The organism is Nonomuraea sp. IBHARD001 (assembly GCF_056106265.1).
Window position 1 is genome coordinate 1,718,070 of record NZ_JBWBBW010000002.1, and the last position, 23,606, is coordinate 1,741,675.

Here is a 23,606-nt window from a genome sequence, read left to right on the forward strand (position 1 = left end):
CGATGGGTGCCCAGCTAAGGCTGCTGCGTCGCCGGATCAAGTCGGTCAAGTCGACCGCCAAGATCACGCGCGCGCAGGAGCTCATCGCCTCCTCACGCATCGTGAAGGCGCAGCAGCGGATGCAGGCGGCCGTGCCGTACGAGCGCGAGATCACCCGCGCCGTGTCGGGCGTCATCAGCAACACTGCCAGCGTCGACCACCCGCTGACCGTGGAGAAGGAGCAGCCGGCCAAGGCTGGCGTGCTCATCATCACCAGTGACAGCGGGTTCTGCGGCGGCTTCAACGCCAACGTCCTTCGTGAGGCGGAGGCCCTTCGGGGCCTCCTGGCCTCCCGCGGGATCGAGGCCGTGCCGTTCGTCACCGGACGCAAGGGCGTCGCGTGGCACAGCTTCCGCAACCGCGCCATGAGCGGGCAGTGGGTCGGCTTCTCCAGGAAGCCCGCCTACGCCGACGCCAAGGACATCGCGGACACGCTGATCGAGTCGTTCAAGGCCGAGGACGGGATCGACGAGATCCACATCATCTCGACCCAGTTCGTCTCGATGCTGACGCAGGAAGTCGTGGTCAAGCGGATCCTTCCGCTCGAGGTCGTCGAGACCACCGAGCAGCCCAAGGACGGGCCGCTGCCGTACTTCGAGTTCGAGCCGACCGCAGGTGAGGTCCTCGATTCGTTGCTGCCGCGCTACATCGAGTCGCGCATCTTCAGCGCGCTGCTGCAGTCGGCGGCCTCCGAGGAGGCTTCGCGCCGCCGCGCCATGAAGTCCGCGACGGACAACGCCAACGAACTGATTCGTGTGTTCACCCAGCAGATGAACCAGGTTCGCCAGGCCGAGATCACCCAGGAAATCAGCGAGATCGTCGGTGGCGCCAACGCGCTGGCTGACGCCGCAGCGGGGAAAGAGTGAAATGACTGCAGAGACTGTTGAGACCGTGACGACCGGCGTCGGCCGCGTGGCGCGCGTCACCGGTCCCGTCGTCGACGTGGAGTTCCCCGTCGAGGCGATGCCCGACATCTACAACGCGCTCAACGTCGAGGTCGTACTCGGCGGCGAGACCAAGAAGCTGACCCTGGAGGTCGCCCAGCACCTGGGTGACAACCTGGTCCGCGCCATCTCCATGCAGCCCACCGACGGCCTGGTCCGCGGCGCTGCGGTGACCGACTCGGGCACGCCCATCTCGGTGCCGGTCGGCGACGTCGTCAAGGGTCACGTGTGGAACGCGCTCGGCGAGTCCCTCGACGTGCCGACCGCCTCGCTGAAGATCACCGAGAAGTGGGGCATCCACCGTCCCTCCCCGGCCTTCGACCAGCTCGAGTCGCGCACCGAGATGCTGCCCACCGGCATCAAGGTCATCGACCTGCTCACCCCGTACGTCAAGGGTGGCAAGATCGGCCTGTTCGGCGGCGCGGGTGTCGGCAAGACCGTTCTGATCCAGGAGATGATCCGCCGAGTCGCGCTGAAGTTCTCCGGAACCTCGTGCTTCGCGGGCGTCGGCGAGCGTACCCGTGAGGGCAACGACCTCTGGCTGGAGATGGAGGAGGCGGGCGTTCTCAAGGACACCGCTCTCGTCTTCGGTCAGATGGACGAGCCGCCGGGCACGCGTCTTCGCGTCGCGCTCTCCGCGCTCACGATGGCGGAGTACTTCCGTGACGTGCAGAAGCAGGACGTGCTTCTGTTCATCGACAACATCTTCCGCTTCACCCAGGCCGGTTCCGAGGTCTCCACCCTGCTCGGCCGTATGCCCTCCGCCGTGGGTTACCAGCCCACGCTGGCCGACGAGATGGGTGTGCTCCAGGAGCGCATCACCTCGACGCGTGGTCACTCGATCACCTCGATGCAGGCGATCTACGTGCCCGCCGACGACATCACCGACCCGGCCCCGCACAACGCGTTCGCGCACCTCGACGCGCAGACCGTGCTTTCGCGGCCGATCTCGGAGAAGGGCATCTACCCCGCGGTGGACCCGCTCGACTCCTCCTCCCGCATCCTCGACCCGATGGTGGTCGGCGAGGAGCACTACCGGGTGGCCCAGGAGACGAAGCGAATCCTGCAGAAGTACAAGGAACTGCAGGACATCATCGCCATCCTCGGCATCGACGAGCTCTCCGAAGAGGACAAGGTCACGGTCAACCGGGCCCGCCGCATCGAGCGCTTCCTGTCGCACCCGATGTACGCCGCCGAGGCGTTCACCGGTCAGCCGGGCGAGTTCGTGCCGCTGGACGAGACCATCGCCTCGTTCAAGGGTCTGTGCGAGGGCGAGTACGACCACCTGCCCGAGCAGGCGTTCTTCATGGTCGGTGGCATCGAGCAGGCCATCGCCAAGGCCAAGGACCTCGCCAAGTAATCGCCTCCGGTGCGGGCGCGGCCTGCCGTGCCCGCACCTGATCAGGAAAGGAACCTACACACGTGGCGAAGCTGCAGGTAGGTGTCGTCTCACCTGAGCGTGAGATCTGGTCGGGCGAGGCCGACATGGTGATTGCCAAGACCGTGGACGGTGAGATCGGTATTATGCCGCAAGCCGCCCCTGTTCTCGGCGTCCTCGTCGAGGGCGGCGTGCTGCGGGTCAAGCGCGGCGCCGAGGGCGACCTCGTCGCGGCGGTGCACGGCGGATTCATCTCCGTGGCCGACAACGAGGTGTCTATCCTGGCCGAGGCGGCCGAGCTCGGCTCCGAGGTCGACGTCGCCGCGGCGCGTGACGCGCTGCAGCGGGCTCAGGCCTCGCTTGAGCGCAACATGGAAGACGCCGACGCGGCGGTCGAGGCCAAGCGGGCCAAGGCCCGTCTGCGCGCGGCCGGCGAAGAGGTCTGATCTTTCGGTAACGACCGGTGGGGGCGGCGATGGCGGCAACGCTGACGATTCTGGCAGTGGTGCTGCTCTGCGCGGCCCTCATCGTCTTCCGCGGGTTCGCACTCGCCCGCTCCCGAGGGAGCGTGCCGTGCCGGCTGCGAGTGGCCGAGCACGGCTGGCAGAGCGGGGTAGCCCGCTACGCCGACGGGGAACTGCACTGGATTCCCCTCCTGGGTGTGCGGTTGAGGCCGCGCCACGCGATCGCGAGGCGCGGCCTCACTGTTTCCACCCGGCGCCCGCTGGAGGGCGGCCTGTGGGCCGTCGACTGCGCCGGGCTGTCGATCGCGATGAGCGAGGACGCGCTCACCGGCTTCCTGGCCTGGCTGGAGTCGGCGCCGCCCAGCGCCTACCTCGACGTCGCCTAGCGGGTCCCGCCCGGCTTCCAGAGGATCTCCGAGCCGTCGTGCGCCACACGGCACAGGATGAACAGCAGGTCCGACAGGCGGTTGAGGTACTTCGCCGTCAGCGGGTTCACATCGTCGTGCGCCTCAAGGGCCGACCACGCCGTGCGCTCGGCCCGCCGTACGCTCACCCTGGCGACGTGGAGCTGGGCGGTGGCCAGGTCGCCTCCCGGCAGGATGAAGCTGCGCAGCGGCCGTAGGCCGGCGTTGAAGCGGTCGCACTGCTCCTCCAGCCAGTCGATGTAGGACGGCTCGACACGCAGCGGCGGGAACTCGGGCTCGGCCACCACGGGTGTCGCCAGGTCGGCGCCCACGTCGAACAGCTCGTTCTGCACCCTGCCGAGCACAGCCGCGATCTCCTCGGGCAGCGTGCCGTGGGCCAGGGCGACACCGAGCAGGGCGTTGGCCTCCTCGACGTCGGCATAGGCGGCCAGGCGCGGATCGGTCTTGGCGGTGCGGCTCATGTCGCTCAGCGCGGTGGTGCCGTCGTCGCCGGTGCGGGTGTAGATCGTGGAGAGGACGACTGGCTTGTCCTTGTCTGCGCGTGTCATGGGATTCAGCGTAATGACAAATGTCATCGACGAGGGGCATGAGATCCATCCGGGGCCGGTGATATCGGCGACTACAGCGCGGTAGCCGTTCCCGACACGATTGACCCATGAGAACAGAGCAGGAGCTGACCGGTACGCAGACCGGCACCGGCCGGGCGGCGATCGAGGTCGAGGACCTCAGGCAGAGCTACGGCGACTTCGAGGCCGTGCGGGGCATCTCCTTCCAGGTGCGTCCGGGCGAGCTCTTCGCTCTGCTGGGCACCAACGGGGCGGGCAAGACCACCACGATGGAGGTGCTCGAAGGCTTCAACAAGGCGGGTTCCGGCAGCGCCAGGGTCCTGGGCCTCGACCCCTACCGCCAGCGCGGGCGGCTGCGGCCGAAGATCGGCATCATGCTGCAGGAGGCCGGGTTCTTCGGCGACCTGATGGTCTCGGAGACCATCCAGCTGTGCAAGGGCCTGGTCGCCGACACCGGGCGTAAGCCGATGACGGGCGACCCGCTGGCCACGGTGGGCCTGACCGACAAGGCCAAGGTGAAGGTACGCCAGCTGTCGGGCGGCCAGAAGCGCAGGCTGGACCTGGCGCTGGCGATCCTGTCCAGGCCGGAGGTGCTCTTCCTCGACGAGCCGACGACGGGCATGGACCCCGAGGCCAGGCTGGCCACCTGGCGGGTGATCGGCGAACTGCGCGAGCAGGGCACGACCGTGCTGCTCACCACGCACTACCTGGAGGAGGCCGAGCGGCTCGCCGACCGGCTGGCGATCATGCATCGCGGTGTCATCCGGACCTACGGCACGGTCGAGGAGGTCGTCGCCACGACCGGGGACCAGATCTCCTTCCGCCTGCCGTACTCGGTGGGGGAGCTCAGGGGGCGGCTGGCCGACGGGCTGCCGTTCGTGGCGGGGGGCGCGCCCGTGCTCAGCCATGCCGACGGGCACACGCGGGCGCTCTACACGGTGAAGGGCGGGGCCGACCGGGCGCACGCCGCACTGTGGCCGCTGCTCGGGTGGGCCGAGAGCAACAACCTGACCCTTGAACGTCTTGAGGTGCGTCCCGGCACCCTTGAGGACGTCTTCCTGCGCGTTGTCGAGGAGAACAACTGATGCGTACCGATGTGCTGCACGTCATCCGCCTGGCCAGGGTCGACCTGAAGCTGCTCGGGCGCAACACCACGGCGATGTTCACGATCCTGCTGATGCCGTTGTTCTTCGTCTTCGTCTTCTCCACGTCGGTGAGCGGCGAGATGGGCGGCGTCGACTCGGCGACGTTCGTGCTCGCCGGGCTGCCGGGGATGATGCTGACGTTCGCCGTGTTCGTCAACATGGTGAACTCCTTCACCGCCAGGCGTGAGGAGCTGGTGCTCAAGCGGCTGCGCGGGGGGCAGAGTTCGGCGGTCGCCATCTTCGGCGGGCCGGTGCTGGCCTCGCTGGGCATCTACCTGGCGCAGGTGGCGCTGGTGATGATCTGGATCCAGCGCACGACCGGCGAGCTTCCGGCCAACATCCCGCTCATGCTGCTGGCCGCCGTACTGGGCGTGGCGGTGTTCGGCCTGCTGGCCGCCGCCTTCTCCGGGATCACGCCGAACGCCGAGATGGCGCAGATCGCGGTGCTGCCGGTGCTGATGATCGCGATCTTCCTCTCGCCCACGGTGGCGACGCTCGACTCGATGCCCGACGCCATGCGGGTGGTCGCCACGTTCATGCCGGTCACCGCGGTGGCCGAGATGATGCGCTCGGCCTTCTTCGGCGCCGACTTCTACGGCACCGCGGGCGGCGAGCTGTCGATGGGCGCCCAGTGGGTCGCGGCGCTGCCCTCGATCGCGATCCTGCTCGCCTGGATCGTCGTGTCCGGCCTGCTGGCCAGATGGCTCTTCCGCTGGGACCCCCGCCACTCCTGACCACTAGGTTGGTGCCCACCATGCGCACCCGCCCGCTCGTCCCGCTCCTGCTCGGACTGCCCGTAGCCTGGCTCGGCCCGTTCCTGTCGCCCACCCCCCGAACGCCCGCCCAGGTGGCGGGCTTCGCGGCGCTCGGCGTGTTCTCCGTCCTGTATGTCCGTGCCGCCCAGCACGTCGCAGCCGGGCGGGAGCAGCCGCTCGCGGTGACGTACGCGGGGGCGGCGGCCGTGGCGGTGGCGATGACGGCTGGATGGTGGCCTGCGTTGTCGGCGTGGGCCGGGCTGTCGGTGGTGCAGGGCGGGCCGGTGCGGGCGGCGGGGATGTGCGGGGTCGCGGGGGTGGCGGCGTACGCGCTGACCGCCGAGTGGTCCTCCGGGCTGTCGGCCGGTCTGGTCGGCGTCGGGCTCGTCGTGGTTGATCGGTTGGTCGGTTGTCGTGTCGGTGGGTGGGGCGCGGCTGATTTGTAGGTTGTGGACTGTGCTTACTCAGTACGACAAGTTGAAGAAGGTGACCTTCTGGTCGCTGCTCGTCGGGTTGGCGGGTGTGTGGTTCGGGGCGGCGCTGGAGACGCTCGGCGGGAACATGGCCGGCGCCGCGCTGCCCGTCCTGGCCGCCGCTCTCGTGGCGCTCGGCGTGTTCTCCTATCTGTACGTCAGGGGTGTCCAGCGCGTCATCGCGGGGCAGGGGCTCGGCCGTCAGGGGTACGCCGCGGGGATCGCCGCGCTGATCGTCGTGATCGTGGTGAGCAAGGGCGTCGAAGAGCCGATCACCTATCCGTTCGGCTGGGTGCTCGCCCTGCCGGTCTGGGCCGGGCTGGTGGCGTTGGAGGGCGGCAGGGCGCGTGCCGCGCTGCTGTGTGTGGTCGTCGGGCCGTTCACCGCGTGGCTGGTGGGCGGCATGCCCGAGGGAGTCGTCTTCTACACGCTGATGGCGGCGGCGCTGACCGGGGCCAATCGCTTCCAGATCTGGTTCTGGGCCGTCGTGAAGGACGCGCACGAGGGCAGGGAGGCGCAGGCCAAACTGGCGGTGACGGAGGAGCGGCTGCGCTTCTCCCGCGACCTGCACGACACCGTCGGCCACAGCCTCTCGGCCATCGCGGTCAAGAGCGAGCTGGCCGTACGGCTGGCCGAGGCCGATCCGGCCAAGGCGGCGGCCGAGATGGCCGAGGTGCGCAGGCTGGCCAGGGAGTCGCTGCGGGAGATCAGGTCGGTCGTGCGCGGCTACCGTACCGTCGATCTGCAGGCCGAGCTGCGTGCCGTCAGGGCGGTGCTGGAGGCCGCGGGCATCAGGTGCGTGCTCACCGCGCCCCAGGACGGCCTGCCGGACGAGATCGGCACCACACTGGCCTGGATCGTCCGCGAGAGCACCACGAACGTCCTGAGGCACAGCAGCGCCACGTCCTGCCGCATCGCGCTGACGGTCGAGGACGGCGTCGCGGTACTGGAGGTGGCCAACGACGGCGTGGGCCGCGCCGGTAGCCTGCCTGGCAGCGGCCTGGCGGGGATGACCGAACGCGTCACCGCGCTCGGCGGCGTGCTGACGGCCGGGCCGGGCGCCGCAGGGGAGTTCAGGCTGCGCGCCTCGGTGCCGGTCGCGTGAGGGTACGGCCTGCCGTACGTGGAGAGGGAAGACGATGATCCGTGTGCTGCTCGCCGACGACGAGCATCTCATCAGGCAGGCGATCGCCGCCCTGCTGAACCTGGAGCCCGACATCGAGGTGGTGGTCCAGGCCGGGCGGGGCGACCAGGTGGTGGCGGCGGTGGCCGAGCACGGGCCCGATGTGATCGTGCTGGACATCGAGATGCCGGGCCTGGACGGACTGAGTGTCGCCGAATCGCTGCCGGGACGGGCGATCATCATCCTGACCAGCTTCGGCAGGCCGGGCTACCTGCGACGGGCGCTGGCGGCGGGGGTGCGCGGGTTCATCCCGAAGGACGCGTCGGCCGAGGAGCTCGCCTCGGCGATCAGGAAGGTGCACGGCGGAGGGCGCTACCTCGATCCGGAGATGGCGGCCTCGGCGATGATGGCGGGGGAGTCGCCGCTCACCGACAGGGAGCGCGGCGCGCTGGCCCTCGCGGCGGCCGGGTCGTCGGTGACGGAGATCGCCGCCGCGATGCATCTGACGGAGGGCACCGTACGCAACTACCTGTCGAGCGCGATCACCAAGCTGGGGGCGACCAACCGCATCACCGCCATCGCCACGGCGCGAGACATGGGATGGCTTTGACGGGGTAGGAGGGCGATGCCCGATCCCGCAGGATTACCCAGAGTAACGAGCGAATAGGAGCGATGCCGGAAAACACGGTGTCGGTGTTCACTTCGTCGGGACGCTGTGGGATGGTATGGCTACGTTGCGTAGCGAAGTGACAGGACGCAGCGTAACCAGTCAGGCCGTCGAGGCGGCCGGACCTGAGGAGGTGGCATGCGCGTCCGGGGGAAACCTGGAGCACAGGTGATCGACGTCGGGCCCAGGCTCGATGTGGGAACCGTCGCTGGAGTACGCCCGCGACTGCACGCTGCAGTCGATTCCGGAGACGGTGACCTGATTGTCGACCTTTCCGCATTGGAGATGATCGACGCCACCGGCCTCGGGGTGCTCGTGGGCACGCATCGTCGCGCGTTGAGCGCGGATCGCCACCTCGTACTGAGGGGGGTGCCCCCGCGGATCATGCGGGTGCTGGCGGTGACTCGGCTGAATCGAGTGCTCCGCGTCGAGGTGCCGGCTGCCGCGGTGGCCTGAAACGGTGACGGTGATTTCGGGGGGATCTGCCGGACGCCGACCATATTCGAGGGCGGGTGGCGATCAGCCGTGACCCGCCCTCAATCAGTCCTTCAAGTCTCCTCGCGCAGCTTGGCCAGCGTGGTGGGCTCCTGTGCGTCGAGCCAGTCGGCCAGCTGCTCGAACGAGACGCAGCGCACCTCGTCCCTGGTGCAGACCTCGTCCATGAGCTTGATCAGCGCACGCATGTAGATGCCGCCGTTCCAGCTCTCGAAGTGGTTGCCGATGAACACCGGCGCGCGGTCGCCCGCCGAAGCCCGGTCGACCGCCTGGATGTAGGCCTGGGTGGTCTGGCGCTCCCAGCGGCCCCACTTCTCGGGCGAGCGGGTACGCGCGCCGGACTGGATGGCGAAGAAGTTGTAGTCCATGCCGAGCACCTGCCGCCCGGTGCCGGGGATCTCGATACTGGGCAGCGGGAACTGCCACAGTCCCGCACGCTTGTGCGGCCAGCTCACCGTGCCCGTGCCGCTGGCGTCGTAGCGCCAGTCGTAGGAGTTGAACGCCGAGAACATCGCCTTGCGGTCGCCTTCGAGGCACGGCGTGCGCCCGCCCCGCACGACGTCGCGGATGCGGAAGGGCAGTTCGTCCTCCTCCTGGAGTCCGGCGTTGGCCCGCCAGTTCTCCACGAAGGAGTAGAACTGCTCCAGCTCCTGACGCCATTCGTCCGCCTGCCAGGAGCCGACGCCGCTCGCGCCGCAGAAGTGTCCGTTGAAGTGCGTGCCGATCTCGTGCCCCTCGCGCCAGGCCGCGCTCAGCTCCCTGGCCTGCTCGCTCATCCGCGAGCGCCGCTGGAAGCCGATGTCGGAGGCGCCCCGCGCGTGGCCCGGCGCCTTGTACAGCCTGGCCTTGTGCTCGGGCAGCATGTACACGCCGGACAGGAAGAAGGTGAGCGAGGCGTCGTTGCGCTCGGCCGCCTGCCTGAAGGCGGGGAACCAGCCCTGGTCGTCGACCCCGGCGCCGTCGAAGGAGATGACGACGAACTGCGGCGGGCGCTCGGTGCTCCTGAGGCGGCAGCGCTCGCCGCCCGGCATCAGGTCGGGGCCGGAATCCTGGCGCATCAGCCGGGTGCCGGGTGCGCTCGACTCGGGGCACCAGGAGCGGCGGGCCTCGAAGGCGGTGGCCCGGGTCACCGCCTCACGTTCCTCCGCCCGCGCGCTCTGTTCGGGCGCGGGCGCGGGGGAGGAGTCCTCCGCGGTCAGGCCGATTCGCTCGTTGAGCGGCACAGCGGTGACCTGGCCGCACGCGGCGGCGAGCAGGGCGACCGAGATGCCGATTACCGGTGTAATAATCCCCCGTCTCACCCGGTCATGTAATCACGCTCCGTAATCAGAACCTGGCCGCGCATCACCAAGGACAGGTCAGGATAATGCCGCGAAAGATCTGCTGAAGATGTGGACAGCGGTTCTGACCAGCTCGTCAACCGATGGTGGATCGTCGGCGAGTACCCATTCGATGAGCAGCTCTTGCAGCGCTCCAATCAAACCCAGCGCAAGCAGGTGCTTGCTGATGCGCAACGGTTCGGTGAATTCCGACGAGGCTTCCTCGACGATCCTGGCGAATGCCTCTATGGCTCGCTGCCGCGATCCGGCCAGTATGTCACCGGCTCGGCGTACCTCCAGATGCATGATCCGGGCCCGCCGCCAGTCTTGGGTCGCGAATACGATATAGGCCGAAATCCCGCTCGATATCCGCCCTTCGGGGGTTGGGGGAGCATCCTGGAGGGCTTTGGACACGGCATCGAGCGTTTCGTCGATGCAGCGCTCGTGCAATGCCTGGAGCAGTTCCTCCCGGCCCGCGAAGCATTCATAGAAGGCGCGGTTGGAGATGCGTGCCTCCGTGCAGAGCCGCTCGATGGTCGTGGCCGCGAATCCCGGCTTCGCGTAGAGCGTGTAGGCAGCACTCATGAGCCTCTCACGTCTGTCCGCGAGCCTTTCCTCCGCTGACATCCCACGGTAAGACCGTGCGTTCAAATTCCACCCGCCAAGCATGATCGTGAGCCCCCAGAACCCACAATTATGGACGGACGATCTTATTTCGGGAAGAGCGTGACATTATCTCCTGCGTTGGCCGTGCGTGAGAGTAACAAGTCTGATCAGTCGGTCAAACTGATCGGACACCTCCACCACACGCCGTTTTGGGCCCTACGCGCTCAGCAGGCCCCTGGCCATCGCCGTCGTGACCGCGGCCGTGCGGTCCGACACCCCCAGTTTGCCGAAGATGCGCAGCAGATGCGTCTTGACGGTGGTTTCGCTGATGAACAGCGACCTGCCGATGTCGGCATTGGTCAGGCCCTTGGCCACCAGGGCCAGCACCTCCACCTCGCGCGGCGACAGCGAGTCGGCGACCGGCGCCCGCATCCGCGTCACCAGCCTGGTCGCCACCGACGGCGACAGCACGGTCTCGCCGCGCGCCGCCGCGTGGATCGCCGCGATCAGGTCGGGCCTGCTCGTCTCCTTGAGCAGGTAGCCCGCCGCACCCGCCTCGACCGCGCGCACGATGTCCTTGTCGCTCTCGTAGGTGGTCAGCACGATCACCCGGCAGCTCTGGCGCTCGGCCAGGATGCTGGCGATGGCGCCGACCCCGTCGCCGCCCGGCATGCGCAGGTCCATCAGGATCACGTCGGGCGTCAGCTCGCGCGCCCTGGCCACGGCCTCGTCGCCGGATGCGGCCTCGCCCGCCACCTGCAGCCCTGGAGCGGCCTCCAGCATGCCGCGCAGGCCCTCGCGTACGACGGGGTGGTCGTCGACGATCAGGAGTCTGATCATGCGGGCACCGCCAGCTCCAGTGTCGTTCCGGCGCCGGGTGTGCTGGACACCGACAGCGAGCCGCCCGCCTGCTCCACCCTGATTCGCATGCCGCGCAATCCGAACCCCTCCCCTCGCCCGACCGCGAATCCCTTGCCGTCGTCGGCGACTCGCAGGCTCACCAGCTCCTTGCCGTACTCCAGTGTCACCCGCAGCGCCGCCGCCTCCGCGTGCCTGCGGACATTGGCCAGGCCCTCCTGGAGGGTCCTGATCAGCACCACCTCGATCTGCGGCGGCACCGGCCTCGACAGCCCGCGCATCTCGAAGCACGCCCCGAGCCCCAGCTCCTCGCCGAGCCCCGAGGTGAGCCTGCGCAGCGCCTCCTCCAGTGTGGAGGAGGTCAGCGGCGCCGGACCGAGCGCCGCGACCAGCGCCCGCGCCTCGGCCAGATTGTCCTTGGCGGTCTGTACGGCGAGCGCGAGATGACGACGCGGATCGGGCTGCGCCTCGGCCGCCTGGATCAGCATGATGATGCTGGTGAACCCCTGGGCCAGCGTGTCGTGGATCTCACCGGCCAGCCGTTCGCGCTCGTCGAGTGCGCCGCGCTCGGCCGAGAGCCTGGCCACCTCGGCCCTGCTCGCCTCCAGCTCCTCGATCAGGTGCGCCCGGTCGCGGCTCTGCTGGGTGATGTTCTCCACCCACACCCCGAAGGCGGCCGAGAAGAAGATCACAATCGTGATGAGCACGAGAAAGTCGAAGGCGTCCTCGAACGACCTGCTCATCAGCGAGAACCTGACACCCGGCCCCACCGCCAGGCCGACCACGCCGATCACCGCCGACTTGGGCGGCAGCGCCATGAAGCACTGCGGGCACAGCCCGAACAGCATGAACGTCGTCTCCGGCGCGATCATGGAGATCGGCAGGAACAGGCAGACGACGAGTGCGATGTAGATCGCGCCCCGCCGTCTGTCCTCGACCACGATCGCCGGCCTGCCGAAGCTCACGTACAGCAGCACCAGCGCGGCGAGCAGGGCGATCGTGGCCGCCTTGGCCCCGCCCCGGTAGTCGCTGAGCAGCAGGAAGGAGGCCTCCAGGGCCAGGACCACTCCGAAGAGCAGGTCCCAGCCCCACATCTTCTCCCATGCGTGCGGCCCGACGGCGCTCATCCGTCGCGTCGGCTCTTCCATCGGAACGTCGTCAGGCACAGCACCAAGCCTCCGACGACCCAGGCTGCCAGCACCAGGGCCACGCGGTCCAGTTCGTAGGAGTCGGTGAGTTCGAGCCCGACACCGGCGTCGCCGACGAAGACCGACCTGAACCCCTGGCAGATCCACTTCAGCGGGAAGAACGACGACACGTCCACCAGCCAGCGCGGCAGCTCGGTGAAGGGGATGAACACCCCCGAGATGAACTGCAGCACCACGAACGGCAGCGTGATCACCGCGGACGCGCTCTTGGCCGACTTCGGCAGGCTGCTGAAGGCGATGCCGAGCAGCGTGGAGGCGGTCAGGCCGAGTACGAAGATCCAGGCGAAGGTGAGCCACTCGGTCGGCAGCTGCACGTCGTACATGAGCACGCCGACGGTCAGCAGCAGGGCCACCTCGATCGCGGCGATGAGCAGCACGCTGAGCGTCTTGCCGATGAAGTAGGCCGACTTCGGCATCGGTGTTCCGGCCAGGCGCTTCAGGCCGCCCTCGTCACGCTCGATGGCGATGGCGATGCCCAGGTTCTGGAAGCTGACGCTCATCACGCCCGCGCCGATGAGCGCCGCGGTGTAGAGCTGGGCGACTGTGACGCCGCCGTCGTTGACGGTGCCGCTGAAGATCGAGCCGAACAGCATCAGCAGCACGATCGGGAAGGCGAAGGTGAAGACGACCTGCTCGCGGTCCCTGAAGAACAGCTTGGTCTCGTAGCCGCCGCGCAGGACGCCCAGGGCGATGGCGCCCGGCAGGGTGGCCGTCTTGGCGGGGGTCAGGGTCGTGGTCATGAGGCGTTCTCCTCGATCAGCTTCAGGTAGATGTCCTCCAGGGTCGGGCGGGTGACGGTGAGGCCGGGGATCTCGCCGTCGTAGCGCTGGATCAGCTCGGCCACGGTCTTGGTCGGCGTCTCGGTCGAGACCTCGCCGTCGGCCCACGACACCAGTGCGCGCGCGCTCTCCCTGCCGCCGAGCGTCGAGGGCGTGCCCTCGGCCACGATCCGGCCGCGGGCGATCACCGCCACCCTGTCGGCCAGTGCCTCGGCCTCGTCCAGGTAGTGGGTGGTGAGGACGATCGTGGTGTCCTCGAGGGAGCGGATCAGGTCCCAGAACTGCCGCCTGGCCTCGGGGTCGAACCCGGTCGTCGGCTCGTCGAGGAAGACCAGGTCAGGCTGCCCGACGAGGCCGAGCGCCACGTCGACGCGCCGCCGCTGGCCGCCCGACAGCTTGCCTACCCTGCGGCCCGCCGCCTCGGTCAGGCCGACGCGGGCGATCACGTCGTCGGGGTCGAGCGGCGAGGGGTAGTAGGCGGCGAAGTGCCGCACCACCTCGCGTACGGTGGCGTCGGCCGCGTCGCCCGCCGACTGCAGCACGATGCCGATCCTGGCCCGCCAGGCCCGGTCACCCTTGGCCGGGTCGACGCCCAGCACGCTGACCTCGCCGCCGTCACGCTTGCGGTGACCTTCGAGGATCTCCACGGTGGTGGACTTGCCCGCGCCGTTGGGCCCGAGAATGGCGAAGGTCTCGCCGGTGCGGATCTCCAGATCGAGCCCGCCGACCGCCTCGATGTCCCCGTAGCGCTTGGTCAGTCCTTTGACGCTCACTGCTGTGGTCATGACCCAAGCGTCCTGCGTGGCCCGCCCTGGCGACACCTTCGGCCGGTGGACCGGCTGTCCTTCGAACGGAGGACAGCACCGCGCTAGAAGAGCGTGGGGTTCTCCGGCTCGATGCCGCGCAGCGCGTCGTAGTCGAGCGTCACGCAGTCGATGCCACGGTCGGCGGCCAGCACCTTGGCCTGCGGCTTGATCTCCTGCGCGGCGAACACCCCGCGTACGGGGGCCAGCAGCGGATCGCGGTTGAGCAGCTCCAGGTAGCGGGTGAGCTGCTCGACGCCGTCGATGTCGCCCCTGCGCTTGAGCTCGACCGCGACCGTCGCGCCCTTGGCGTCGCGGCACAGGATGTCGACCGGGCCGATGGCCGTCATGTACTCGCGGCGGACCAGGCTCCAGCCCTCGCCGAGCGTGGTGATGTGCTCGGCCAACAGCTCCTGGAGGTGCGCCTCGACGCCGTCCTTGATCAGGCCGGGGTCGACGCCGAGCTCGTGCGAGGTGTCGTGGAGGATCTCCTCCATCGTCAGCACCAGCCGCTCACCCGTCTTGCCGTGGGTGACCGTCCAGGTGCCCTGCTCCTCCTTGAGCTTGCACGGCGGGTTCATCCAGTTGAGCGGTTTGAACGCCCGGTCGTCCGCGTGGATGCTGACACTGCCGTCAGCCTTGATCAGGATGAGCCTGGGCGCCATGGGGAGGTGCGCCGTCAACCGTCCCTCGTAGTTCACGCTGCACCGCGCGATGACCAACCGCATGAGCGCCAACCCTACCGGCTGTTCTCAGGGGGCCGGCTGTTTTTGGGGACAGGGTGCCGCTCTGGGATGCTGGGCACATGGCGATGGAAACGGTCGGTGTGGTGGGGCTCGGCACGATGGGTGCGGGCATCGCCGAAGTGTTCGCCCGGTCCGGGCTTCGGGTGATCGGCGTGGAGGCCGACCAGGAGGCGCTGCGGCGCGGCCGTGGCCATCTGGAGTCCTCGACCGGCAGGGCGCTGGCCAAGGGCAGGCTGAGCGAGCAGGAGCGGGAGCGGATTCTCGGCCGGATCACGCTGACCACCTCGCGTGCCGATCTGGCCGACGCCGATCTGGTGATCGAGGCCATCCCCGAGGTCATGGCGTACAAGGTGGCGCTTTTTCGTGATCTCGACCGTATCTGTAAGCCGTCGGCGGTCCTGGCCACCAACACCTCCTCGCTGTCGGTCACCGCGGTCGCGGCGGCCACCGGGCGGCCCGGTCGTGTGGTCGGCATGCACTTCTTCAATCCGGCGCCGGTCATGAAGCTCGTCGAGGTCGTGCACACGCCGGTCACCGAGGCAGGGCTCGCCGACGAGATCGCGAGGCTGGCCCGCTCGCTCGGCAAGACGCCGGTGAGTGTGGGGGACCGGGCCGGGTTCGTGGTCAACAGGCTGTTGCTCGGCTATCTCAACCATGCCGCCACCCTGCTGGAGCAGGGGCTGGCCGGGCGCGACGACATCGACGCCGCCATGCGGCTGGGTGTCGGGCTGCCGATGGGGCCGTTCGCGCTGCTCGACCTGATCGGGCTGGACACCTGCTACGAGATCTGCGAGGTGCTGTTCGGCGAGAGCCGCGATCGGCGGCACGCCCCCGCGCCCGTCCTTCGTGAGCTGGTCAGCGCCGGGCTGCTCGGCTGTAAGACGGGCGGCGGCTTCCACGGCGCCGCCGAGGAGCCCGCCACCGAGCCGCCCGCCTCCGTGCCCGTCTCCTCCGTGCTCGTGGTCGGCGAGGGGGCGGCGGAGCTGGCCGACCGGCTGGGGCGGGCCGGGTTCAAGGCCACGGCCGCCGCCGAGGTGAGCGACCACGACCTGGTCGTCGTGCTGGGCGAGCGTCCGGTGATCGAGCACGCGGCCAGGCTCACCCGCCCCGACCGGCTCGTCGGGCTGCACCTGGCCGGGGCGAGCGTGGCCGAGGTCGCCTCGACCGTGCTCACCTCGCCGCAGGCCGCCCAGGCGGCGGCCGACCTGGTCACCGTGCTCGGGCTGACGCCCGTGCGGTGCAGGGACCGGGCCGGGTTCGTCGTCGACGCGCTGCTGTATCCCCATCTCAACGACGCCGTACGGATGTACGACCACGGCTATGCGAGCATCGAGGACATCGACGCCGCCATGCGCCTGGGCTGCGGGTATCCCGCCGGGCCCTTCGCCCTGCTGGAGGCCATCGGCCTGGAGAAGGTACGCGACGGGTTGCGCGCGCTCTACGCCGAGTACCGTGAGCCCGCCTTCGCGCCTTCGCCGCTGCTCGACCAGCTCGTCACCGCGGGCCTGACCGCCTTTCCCCGCGCATGAGCCCGCGTCGCGCCCGCCGCCAGGACCTGTCGAAGGCCCTGGGCTTCCCCGCGGGCAACGACAAGGTTGAACAGTGGCCCGACGGGGAGTGGAAGGTCCGCATGCTCACCGGCGCCTCCTCGCAGAAGGGCTACCGCTGCCCGGGATGCGACCAGGAGATCGCGGCGGGACAGCCGCACCTGGTCAGCTGGCCCAACTGGACCGGAGGCGACGAGGAGCGGCGGCACTGGCACACCACGTGCTGGCGCAAACGCCTGGACCGCGGCCCCGGCCGCAGCCGTTACTGAGAGAGGCACTGCCATGGAGATCCGCGCCGCGACGGTGCTCGCCGCCAGACGCGACCCGATCGAGCTGCACACCGGCGACGGGCTGACCCTGGTCGGCGAGCTGGCCCAGCCGTCGGAGCGCCCGCCGGTCGCCACCCTGGTCACCCTGCATCCCCTGCCGACGCACGGCGGCTTCATGGACAGTCACCTGTTCCGCAAGGCGGCCAACCGGCTGCCCGCCCTGGCCGACCTGGCCGTGCTGCGCTTCAACACCAGGGGGACGACCTCGCCGCGCGGCACGTCGCAGGGGGAGTTCGACGGGGGAGAGGGCGAGCGGTTCGACGTGGCGGCGGCGCTGGAGTACGCCGAGTTCAACGACCTGCCGCGCCCCTGGGTGGTCGGCTGGTCGTTCGGCACCGAGCTGGCTTTGAAGTGGGCGCACGATCCGCTGGTCGAGGGGGCGATCCTGCTGTCGCCTCCCCTGCACAGGGCCACCGACGCCGACCTCGACGCCTGGGCCGCCTTCGGGCGTCCGCTGGTGGTGCTGGTGCCCGAGTTCGACGACTACCTGCGCCCGGAGGAGGCCAAGGCCAGGTTCGCCAGGGTGCCGCAGGCCGAGGTGATCGGGGTCGAGGGCGCCAAGCACCTGTGGGTCGGCGAGCCGTACGTCCGGATCGTGCACGACGAGATCGTCAAGCGGGTGAATCCGGCGGCCTGGCCTCTGCCCACCGAGACGGACAGCCCGTAGAATCTTGTTCTGCCCGAGTGGGCGGGAGGAGAGGAGTGCCGTGCGCGCGTTCGAGCTGAGCGGGAAGAAGGCCCTGGTGACGGGGGCGTCCAAGGGCATCGGCCGGGCCATCGCGCTCGCCTACGCCGAGGCGGGCGCCGATGTGGCCCTGGTCTCGCGTTCGGGCGACGCGCTGGGCGAGGTGGCCAAGGAGATCACCGCGCTGGGCCGTCAGGCCGAGGTCGTCGTGGCCGATCTGACCGACAGGGACGCCGCCGCTGCCGCCGTGCACACGGCCGTCGCCGCACTCGGGCACGTGGACATCGTGGTCAACAACGCGGGCGGGTCCAACTTCCTGGTGGAGTTCAAGGACCTGCGGCTGAGCGGGTGGGACAAGCTGATGCGGCTCAACCTCGACTCGGCCATGGTCGTGTGTCACACGATCGCGCCGCATCTGCTGGAGCGCGGCTCGGGCTCGGTCGTCAACATCGCCTCCGTCGCCGCGCTGGGCGCGCCCTTCCTGGCGCCCTACGCCGCCGCGAAGGCCGGGCTGGTGGCGTTGACCAAGTCGCTGGCGCTGGAGTGGGCCGGATCCGGGGTCAGGGTCAACGCCCTGTGTCCCGGGTGGACGGCCACCGACCTCAACCGCGCGTTGTGGCAGGACGAGGCGGCCGGTGCGGCGACCGTCGCCACGGTGCCCATGCGGCGCTGGGGGACCGCCGAGGAGATGGCCGCTCCCGCCGTGTTCCTGGCCGCGCCCGCGTCGGCCTACATGACGGGACAGGTTCTGTACATCGACGGCGGAGTGACGGCGACCTGACGGGGCCGGTGGGGTCCGGCGACGGTGACCGCGACCTGACGGGACGATTTTCGGGGATGACCGGCCGGTGACCGGCGGCTTTTCGGGAAGTCGGCTTTTCGGGTGAACTCGGCATATGTCTGGCGATGATTGTCCGGCCGAACCGCGTTACCGTGATGCTCGTGCAGCTCTACACGAGATCAGCGGGTAGCGGTGTTCCGGTCGTCCTGCTCCACGCCTTTCCGCTGTCGTCGGCCATGTGGCTGGCCCAGCGGGAGGGGCTCGCGGCCTCGTGCCGGGTGATCACACCCGACCTGCGCGGGTTCGGCGGCTCGGTGCTGGGCGACGACGAGCCTTCGATCGACCTCATGGCCGACGACGTCGCCAGGACCCTCGACGCCGAAGGGCTGGACCGGGTCGTCGTCGGCGGCCTGTCGATGGGCGGGTACGTGACGATGGCGTTCTGCAGACGCCATCCCGACCGGGTGCTCGGCGTGATCCTCGCCGACACCAAGGCCACGCCCGACACCGCCGCCGCCAGGGCCAACCGCGAACGCCTGGCCGGGGCCGTGCTGGCCGACGGCACGGGCGTGCTGGTGCAGGAGATGCTGCCCGCGCTGCTCGGCCGTACGACCAAGGAGCGCAGGGCGATGGTGTTCGGGCGGGTCAGGGGGCTGGTGCAGGCGGCGCCACCCTTGGCCGTGGCCTGGGCGCAGCGGGCGATGGCCGGGCGGCCCGACTCCTTCGACACGCTGGGCGCGCTCAAGGCGCCCGTCCTGGTCGTGGTCGGCGAGGAGGACGAGATCTCGCCGCTCGCCGACGCCGAGGCCATGGCCGCCGCCGCGCCCGACGGTGTGCTGCACGTCATCGAGGCGGCGGGGCATCTGAGCGCGGTCGAGCAGCCGGAGGCGTTCAACGCGGCGGTGGCGTCGTTCGTGGAGCGGCTGGGCTAGTTGAGCGCCTGGCGGGGCAGGACGACCTCGCGCAGGATGAGGGCGATCGCGGCGGCCACCGGGATGGCCAGCAGGGCGCCGACGATGCCGAGCAGGGCGCCGCCGACCAGGGCGGCGATCACCGTGACGGCCGGGGCGACGTTCACCGAGCGGTTCATCACCCTCGGGTAGATCAGATAGTTCTCGACCTGCTGGTACACGATGAAGAACACCAGGCACGCCAGGCCGAGCGGCACCGACTGCAGGAACGCCACCGCCGTCACGACGGCCGCCCCGATCGTGGCGCCGACCAGCGGGATCAGGTCGGTCACCGCGACGACCAGCGCCAGCGCCAGCGCGTAGCGCACGCCCGCGATCGACAGGAACGCCCAGCTGAGCACTCCGGCGATCACCGAGATGAGCACATTGCCTGCCACGTAGCCGCCGATGCCGTCCAGGATCTGGTCGCTGATCGCCTGGGTCCTCGGCCGTCTGGAGGCGGGGACGAGCTTGAGCAGGTACTCCTTGATCGTGTTGAGCGAGCCGAGGAAGTACAGCATGAGGACGAGCAGCGTCACGCCGGTGAACACGCCGTCGAGCACCACGAGCCCGGCTCCCACCAGGCCGCCCGCCACGCTGGTGGCCATGCTCGCGGTGACGAACTCGGCCAGCTTGGGCAGGAGCTGGTAGTCGGCGTCGAGCTGGCGCAGCGTCGGATTGGCCATGAGCTGGTCGAAGTACCCGGGCACGGCGGCGAAGAAGTCGGCCGACTCCTTGCTGACCGGCGGCACGATGGCCAGGCCGAACAGCACGAAGATGAAGATCACGCCGACGAACACACTGGAGATCGCCCAGCGCCTGGCCATACCGCGCCGCTGCAGCGCCTCGACGACCGGATTGAGGCCGACGGCCAGGAACATCGCCACCACGACGAGGATGATCACACTCAGCGAACGAGTGATCATCTGCGCGATCGCGATGGCGGTCAGCACGCCGAGCCCGCCGACCAGCCCGAACAGGAACGGCCCTCTGGCGAACGGCTTGCCCGGCAGCCCGAACGGCGTCCCGGTCGGCTGTGGCTTGGACACCTCGGGGGCGGTGGACTCGGTGTCCCGGCCGTCGCGGGCGCTGGGGACATGGGCGTCGGGGTGCACGGCATCCGGCACGCGAGACTCCTGGGGGATCGGAGGGGGGAAGGGGGAGGGGAACACGTCGCGTGATGCGGCCGGGAACACAAGGTCGCGTGATGCGGCCGGGAACAAAAAGAGAGCCTAGCGACCGAAATGGTCACCAGGCTCTCTTCAGCCGTCGATCAGCCCCGAGGTTCTGCGTCGTACTCGTACTGCGGTGTCGCGGTGTGGCGGACGCCTACTCCTGCCACCACTCCGCGTCGTCGTCGCTCTTGGCCGGCGCCTTGGTGGCGGTGGCGGTGGGAGCGGGCTTGTCGCCTCCGTTGGAGGCGGCGATGGCCGGCTTGACCGGAGCGGCCGCGACGGGCGCGGGCTCGGGCTCCATGCCGGGCAGCGCGGCGCCGCCGAGCAGCTGACGCAGCTGGGCGAGGTGGCTGGTGATGCTGTCGCGCTGGCGGGTGAGCTCGTCGACCTGGCGCTGCATCGAGGAACGGGTGCGCTCGGCCTCTGCCTTGGCCTCGCTGACGATGGACTCGGCGCTCGACTTCGCCTCGGCGACCACCTGGTCGGCGTTCTTCTTGGCGTTGGCGACGAGCTGCTTGGCGTGCAGGTCCGCCTCGCGGCGGCTCTGGTCGGCCTGCTGGGTGGCCTTGGTCGCGCGCTGCTCTGCCGTGGCGGCGCGCTGCTCGGCTTCGGCGACCAGCTTCTGCGTGGCCGCCTGCGCGGTGGCGTGGCGCTCTGCCTCCTGGCGCTCCGCCTCCTCGCGACGGCTGGCGAGCTGGATCTCGAACTCGGCCTCGTCCTGGGCCCGCTTGGCCTCGGACTCCTCAAGAACCCGCTGGGCCTGGGCGCGCATCTCGTCGGCCTGGCGCTTGGCGGTGGTGAGAACCTCGTCGCGCTCACGCTTGGTGGAGGCGCGCAGCTGGGCGACCTCACGCTCGGTCGTGGTGCGGAGCTTGGCGATCTCGCGCTCGGCGTCGGCGCGCTTCTCGGCGACCTCGTGGTCGGCGGTGGCGCGGAGCTTGGCGACCTCGCGCTCGGTGGTCGCGGTCAGCTCGTCGGCCTCGCGGCGCGCGGTCGAGCGGATCTCCTCGGCCTCGCGCTCGGCGGTGCTGCGCATGTCGTCGGCCTCGCGGGTGGCGAGAGCGCGCTTCTCGGCGGCCTCGTTCTCCGCGGCGGCCCGCATGTCGGCGGCTTCCACCTTGGCGGCGGCCTTGATCTCGTTGGCCTCTGACCTGGCGGCCTGGACGAGCTCGGTGGCCTGCTCCTCGGCGAGGCGCAGCAACTGCTCAATCCTGGCACCGAGGCCGGAGTACGTCGGGCGTTCCTGCTCCTGAAGCTGGCGCTGCGAGTCGGAGAGGTCACGCTGGAGGGCGGTGAGCTGCTCACGGGACTGGCGGAGCTCGGTGTCGATCTGCTTCAGGTGGTCGTGGACCTGGTGCCGGTCGTAACCGCGAAGCACCACGTCGAACTCACGCGCGGGAGCGTCCTCAAAGAAGTTGTTGAGCTGGGCGTCGATGTCGGACTGCATGGAGGCTCGATCCTGGGTTGTCGAGACGGCTACACGGGCCGGACGGGGGGTTCGGGGGCAGCCGAACCGAGGAGCCCGTGCCTCACGGCGGGCTCCACGTCCGGTGGAAGGCCAGCGTACTCCGCTGTTGCGGTGTTGGCGGCCCCCTCCGACTTTCTGCGCGACTCGTTACGTATGAACCTTTCTTGCGTTTGGAGTGCTATGCCGGGTGAGAGGGTGCCTGGACTAGCTCCGTCAGCATTCCTCCCACATCCTTGGGGTGCAGAAACGCTATCGAAGAGCCCATTGAGCCGTGCCTCGGCACCTCGTCCAGCAACCGCACGCCCTTGGCGCCGATGCGCTGAAGGGCGTCCGTGACGTCCGGAACGCCGAACGCCACATGATGCACCCCTTCGCCACGCTTGGCCAGGTACTTGCCCACCGGGGTGTCGGGGCCGAGCGGTTCGAGCAACTGGATGTAGGAGCCGCCGCCCTCGCCGTCGGCGATGTGCAGCATCGCCTCCTTCACACCCTGCTCCTCGTTGACCTCACGGGCCACCACGGTGAGCTCGAACGTCTGCTCGAACAGGGCGATCTTCTCCTCCAGGTCGTGGCAGGCGATGCCGATGTGGTCGATGCGCAGGAACATGTGGGCTACCTCTCATAGCGGGCGTCCGGCTACTCATGGGTATCGTGGCATGACCCCTCACGCGCCTAGGAGGCCCCATGTCTGGTTCCGTCATCGTCGCCGGAGCTCGCACGCCGATCGGCCGTCTGCTCGGCTCGCTTTCGGCGCTGCCCGCGGTCGAGCTCGGTGGCATCGCCATCAAGTCCGCACTGGAGCGCGCGGGCATCACGGGCGAGCAGGTCGAGTACGTGATCATGGGTCAGGTGCTCCAGGCGGGAGCGGGCCAGATCCCCTCGCGTCAGGCGGCCGTCAAGGCGGGCATCCCCATGACCGTGCCGTCGCTGACCGTCAACAAGGTCTGCCTGTCCGGCCTCGACGCCATCGCGCTGGCCGACCAGCTCATCAGGGCGGGCGAGTTCGACATCGTCGTCGCCGGTGGCATGGAGTCCATGACCAACGCTCCCCACCTGCTGCCCGGCCTGCGCAAGGGCGTCAAGTACGGCGGCGCCGACGTCGTCGACTCCATGGCCTTCGACGGCCTCACCGATGTGTTCGACCAGGTCTCCATGGGCGAGTCGACCGAGCGGCACAACACGCGTCTCGGGCTCGAGCGGGCCGAGCAGGACGAGTTCTCGGCCCGGTCGCACCGGCTGGCGGCTTCGGCGATCAAGAACGGCCTGTTCGAGGAGGAGATCACCCCTGTCTCCATCCCGCAGCGCAAGGGCGACCCGGTGATCTTCACAACCGACGAGGGCGTACGCGGCGACACCACCGTCGAGACCCTCGCCAAGCTCAGGCCCGCCTTCGACCGCAACGGCACCATCACCGCGGGCTCGGCCTCCCAGATCTCCGACGGCGCCTGCGCGGTGGTCGTCATGTCCAAGGCCAAGGCCGAGGAGCTCGGGCTGTCCTGGCTGGCCGAGATCGGCGCGCACGGCAATGTCGCAGGGCCGGACAACTCCCTGCAGTCGCAGCCGGCCAACGCCATCAAGCACGCCTTGGCCAAGCAGGGGCTGAGTGTCGACGACCTCGACCTGGTGGAGATCAACGAGGCGTTCGCCGCCGTGGTGCTGCAGTCGGCCAAGGAGCTCGGGATCTCGCTGGACAAGGTGAACGTCAACGGCGGCGGGATCGCGCTCGGGCATCCGATCGGCGCCTCCGGTGCGCGGATCGTGTTGACGCTGGCGTATGAGCTGAAGCGTCGTGGCGGGGGCGTCGGGGCTGCCGGGCTCTGCGGTGGCGGAGGGCAGGGGGACGCGTTGATTCTTCGCGTCGGGTGAGGCGGAGGTCCT

The 23,606-nt window shown here is 69.4% G+C and carries 27 protein-coding genes; 16 read left to right on the forward strand and 11 right to left on the reverse strand.

Annotated elements, in window-relative coordinates:
- The first annotated feature begins 2 nt into the window (after positions 1 to 2).
- The 4 genes from ACTWNK_RS10050 (at position 3) to ACTWNK_RS10065 (ending at position 3,211) form a co-directional block, all read left to right on the forward strand.
- Positions 3 to 905 (forward strand): F0F1 ATP synthase subunit gamma, encoded by a 903-nt coding sequence (locus tag ACTWNK_RS10050; protein ID WP_474303608.1) that lies wholly within the window; start codon positions 3 to 5, stop codon positions 903 to 905.
- 1 nt (position 906) lies between these two features.
- Positions 907 to 2,343, forward strand: coding sequence for a F0F1 ATP synthase subunit beta (gene atpD, locus ACTWNK_RS10055; RefSeq protein ID WP_474303609.1), 1,437 nt, complete (start codon positions 907 to 909; stop codon positions 2,341 to 2,343).
- Positions 2,344 to 2,405: 62 nt separating this feature from the next.
- Positions 2,406 to 2,807: a F0F1 ATP synthase subunit epsilon gene (locus ACTWNK_RS10060; protein ID WP_474303610.1), complete on the forward strand. Its 402-nt coding sequence runs from the start codon at positions 2,406 to 2,408 to the stop codon at positions 2,805 to 2,807.
- Positions 2,808 to 2,836: 29 nt separating this feature from the next.
- Positions 2,837 to 3,211: a DUF2550 domain-containing protein gene (locus ACTWNK_RS10065; RefSeq protein ID WP_474303611.1), complete on the forward strand. Its 375-nt coding sequence runs from the start codon at positions 2,837 to 2,839 to the stop codon at positions 3,209 to 3,211.
- Here the strand turns inward: ACTWNK_RS10065 and ACTWNK_RS10070 are convergent.
- Positions 3,208 to 3,798, reverse strand: a complete 591-nt coding sequence (locus tag ACTWNK_RS10070; protein WP_474303612.1) for a cob(I)yrinic acid a,c-diamide adenosyltransferase — start codon at positions 3,796 to 3,798, stop codon at positions 3,208 to 3,210. The genes ACTWNK_RS10065 and ACTWNK_RS10070 overlap by 4 nt on opposite strands.
- Positions 3,799 to 3,905: 107 nt before the next feature.
- On the opposite strand from ACTWNK_RS10070, the gene ACTWNK_RS10075 reads away from it, so the two are divergent.
- From ACTWNK_RS10075 to ACTWNK_RS10100, 6 genes are all read left to right on the forward strand, one after another.
- Complete coding sequence (locus ACTWNK_RS10075; RefSeq protein WP_474303613.1) at positions 3,906 to 4,901, forward strand: ABC transporter ATP-binding protein; 996 nt, start codon at positions 3,906 to 3,908, stop codon at positions 4,899 to 4,901.
- Positions 4,901 to 5,695: an ABC transporter permease gene (locus tag ACTWNK_RS10080; protein ID WP_474303614.1), complete on the forward strand. Its 795-nt coding sequence runs from the start codon at positions 4,901 to 4,903 to the stop codon at positions 5,693 to 5,695. Before ACTWNK_RS10075 ends, ACTWNK_RS10080 begins: the two co-directional genes overlap by 1 nt.
- A 20-nt stretch (positions 5,696 to 5,715) precedes the next feature.
- The gene (locus tag ACTWNK_RS10085) at positions 5,716 to 6,162 is read left to right on the forward strand and encodes a hypothetical protein (protein ID WP_474303615.1); all 447 of its coding nucleotides are present in this window, start codon (positions 5,716 to 5,718) and stop codon (positions 6,160 to 6,162) included.
- A gap of 10 nt (positions 6,163 to 6,172) precedes the next feature.
- Positions 6,173 to 7,294 (forward strand): sensor histidine kinase, encoded by a 1,122-nt coding sequence (locus ACTWNK_RS10090; RefSeq protein ID WP_474303616.1) that lies wholly within the window; start codon positions 6,173 to 6,175, stop codon positions 7,292 to 7,294.
- Between the two features lie 34 nt (positions 7,295 to 7,328).
- Complete coding sequence (locus ACTWNK_RS10095; protein WP_474303617.1) at positions 7,329 to 7,922, forward strand: response regulator; 594 nt, start codon at positions 7,329 to 7,331, stop codon at positions 7,920 to 7,922.
- A 195-nt stretch (positions 7,923 to 8,117) separates the two neighbouring features.
- On the forward strand, positions 8,118 to 8,435 hold the full coding sequence (locus ACTWNK_RS10100) for an STAS domain-containing protein (protein WP_474303619.1): 318 nt from the start codon (positions 8,118 to 8,120) through the stop codon (positions 8,433 to 8,435).
- A 92-nt stretch (positions 8,436 to 8,527) separates the two neighbouring features.
- Here the strand turns inward: ACTWNK_RS10100 and ACTWNK_RS10105 are convergent, their stop codons facing one another.
- The 7 genes from ACTWNK_RS10105 to nucS all read right to left on the reverse strand — a co-directional run bounded on the left by ACTWNK_RS10105 (position 8,528) and on the right by nucS (position 14,775).
- Positions 8,528 to 9,775: a polysaccharide deacetylase family protein gene (locus tag ACTWNK_RS10105; protein WP_474303620.1), complete on the reverse strand. Its 1,248-nt coding sequence runs from the start codon at positions 9,773 to 9,775 to the stop codon at positions 8,528 to 8,530.
- Positions 9,776 to 9,832: 57 nt separating this feature from the next.
- Positions 9,833 to 10,378, reverse strand: coding sequence for a TetR/AcrR family transcriptional regulator (locus tag ACTWNK_RS10110; RefSeq protein ID WP_474303621.1), 546 nt, complete (start codon positions 10,376 to 10,378; stop codon positions 9,833 to 9,835).
- A gap of 237 nt (positions 10,379 to 10,615) precedes the next feature.
- On the reverse strand, positions 10,616 to 11,239 hold the full coding sequence (locus ACTWNK_RS10115) for a response regulator (protein ID WP_474303622.1): 624 nt from the start codon (positions 11,237 to 11,239) through the stop codon (positions 10,616 to 10,618).
- Positions 11,236 to 12,423, reverse strand: a complete 1,188-nt coding sequence (locus ACTWNK_RS10120) for a sensor histidine kinase (RefSeq protein WP_474303623.1) — start codon at positions 12,421 to 12,423, stop codon at positions 11,236 to 11,238. The genes ACTWNK_RS10115 and ACTWNK_RS10120 overlap by 4 nt, the downstream gene beginning before the upstream one ends.
- On the reverse strand, positions 12,381 to 13,205 hold the full coding sequence (locus ACTWNK_RS10125) for an ABC transporter permease (protein ID WP_474303624.1): 825 nt from the start codon (positions 13,203 to 13,205) through the stop codon (positions 12,381 to 12,383). The genes ACTWNK_RS10120 and ACTWNK_RS10125 overlap by 43 nt, the downstream gene beginning before the upstream one ends.
- On the reverse strand, positions 13,202 to 14,029 hold the full coding sequence (locus ACTWNK_RS10130) for an ABC transporter ATP-binding protein (RefSeq protein WP_474303625.1): 828 nt from the start codon (positions 14,027 to 14,029) through the stop codon (positions 13,202 to 13,204). The genes ACTWNK_RS10125 and ACTWNK_RS10130 overlap by 4 nt, the downstream gene beginning before the upstream one ends.
- Before the next feature lie 83 nt (positions 14,030 to 14,112).
- Positions 14,113 to 14,775 (reverse strand): endonuclease NucS, encoded by a 663-nt coding sequence (nucS, locus tag ACTWNK_RS10135; RefSeq protein WP_474303626.1) that lies wholly within the window; start codon positions 14,773 to 14,775, stop codon positions 14,113 to 14,115.
- Positions 14,776 to 14,852: 77 nt separating this feature from the next.
- Between nucS and ACTWNK_RS10140 the strand changes: the two genes are divergently transcribed.
- The 5 genes from ACTWNK_RS10140 to ACTWNK_RS10160 all read left to right on the forward strand — a co-directional run bounded on the left by ACTWNK_RS10140 (position 14,853) and on the right by ACTWNK_RS10160 (position 19,067).
- The gene (locus tag ACTWNK_RS10140) at positions 14,853 to 16,322 is read left to right on the forward strand and encodes a 3-hydroxyacyl-CoA dehydrogenase family protein (protein ID WP_474303627.1); all 1,470 of its coding nucleotides are present in this window, start codon (positions 14,853 to 14,855) and stop codon (positions 16,320 to 16,322) included.
- Positions 16,319 to 16,609 (forward strand): ATP/GTP-binding protein, encoded by a 291-nt coding sequence (locus ACTWNK_RS10145; protein ID WP_474303628.1) that lies wholly within the window; start codon positions 16,319 to 16,321, stop codon positions 16,607 to 16,609. Before ACTWNK_RS10140 ends, ACTWNK_RS10145 begins: the two co-directional genes overlap by 4 nt.
- A gap of 13 nt (positions 16,610 to 16,622) precedes the next feature.
- Positions 16,623 to 17,336 (forward strand): alpha/beta hydrolase, encoded by a 714-nt coding sequence (locus tag ACTWNK_RS10150; protein ID WP_474303629.1) that lies wholly within the window; start codon positions 16,623 to 16,625, stop codon positions 17,334 to 17,336.
- A 40-nt stretch (positions 17,337 to 17,376) separates the two neighbouring features.
- Positions 17,377 to 18,135, forward strand: coding sequence for an SDR family NAD(P)-dependent oxidoreductase (locus ACTWNK_RS10155; protein WP_474303630.1), 759 nt, complete (start codon positions 17,377 to 17,379; stop codon positions 18,133 to 18,135).
- A gap of 155 nt (positions 18,136 to 18,290) precedes the next feature.
- The gene (locus ACTWNK_RS10160; RefSeq protein WP_474303631.1) at positions 18,291 to 19,067 is read left to right on the forward strand and encodes an alpha/beta fold hydrolase; all 777 of its coding nucleotides are present in this window, start codon (positions 18,291 to 18,293) and stop codon (positions 19,065 to 19,067) included.
- On the opposite strand, the gene ACTWNK_RS10165 is transcribed toward ACTWNK_RS10160, so the two are convergent.
- The 3 genes from ACTWNK_RS10165 to mce all read right to left on the reverse strand — a co-directional run bounded on the left by ACTWNK_RS10165 (position 19,064) and on the right by mce (position 22,335).
- On the reverse strand, positions 19,064 to 20,212 hold the full coding sequence (locus ACTWNK_RS10165; protein ID WP_474303632.1) for an AI-2E family transporter: 1,149 nt from the start codon (positions 20,210 to 20,212) through the stop codon (positions 19,064 to 19,066). The two genes, ACTWNK_RS10160 and ACTWNK_RS10165, sit on opposite strands and share 4 nt — an antisense overlap.
- Positions 20,213 to 20,414: 202 nt before the next feature.
- Positions 20,415 to 21,707 (reverse strand): DivIVA domain-containing protein, encoded by a 1,293-nt coding sequence (locus tag ACTWNK_RS10170; RefSeq protein ID WP_474303633.1) that lies wholly within the window; start codon positions 21,705 to 21,707, stop codon positions 20,415 to 20,417.
- A gap of 199 nt (positions 21,708 to 21,906) precedes the next feature.
- Positions 21,907 to 22,335, reverse strand: coding sequence for a methylmalonyl-CoA epimerase (gene mce, locus ACTWNK_RS10175; RefSeq protein ID WP_474303634.1), 429 nt, complete (start codon positions 22,333 to 22,335; stop codon positions 21,907 to 21,909).
- A gap of 77 nt (positions 22,336 to 22,412) precedes the next feature.
- Here mce and ACTWNK_RS10180 point away from each other — a divergent pair, with 77 nt between their 5' ends.
- Entirely contained in the window at positions 22,413 to 23,594 is a 1,182-nt protein-coding gene (locus ACTWNK_RS10180) for an acetyl-CoA C-acetyltransferase (RefSeq protein ID WP_474303635.1), read from the forward strand.
- The last annotated feature ends 12 nt before the right edge of the window (positions 23,595 to 23,606 follow it).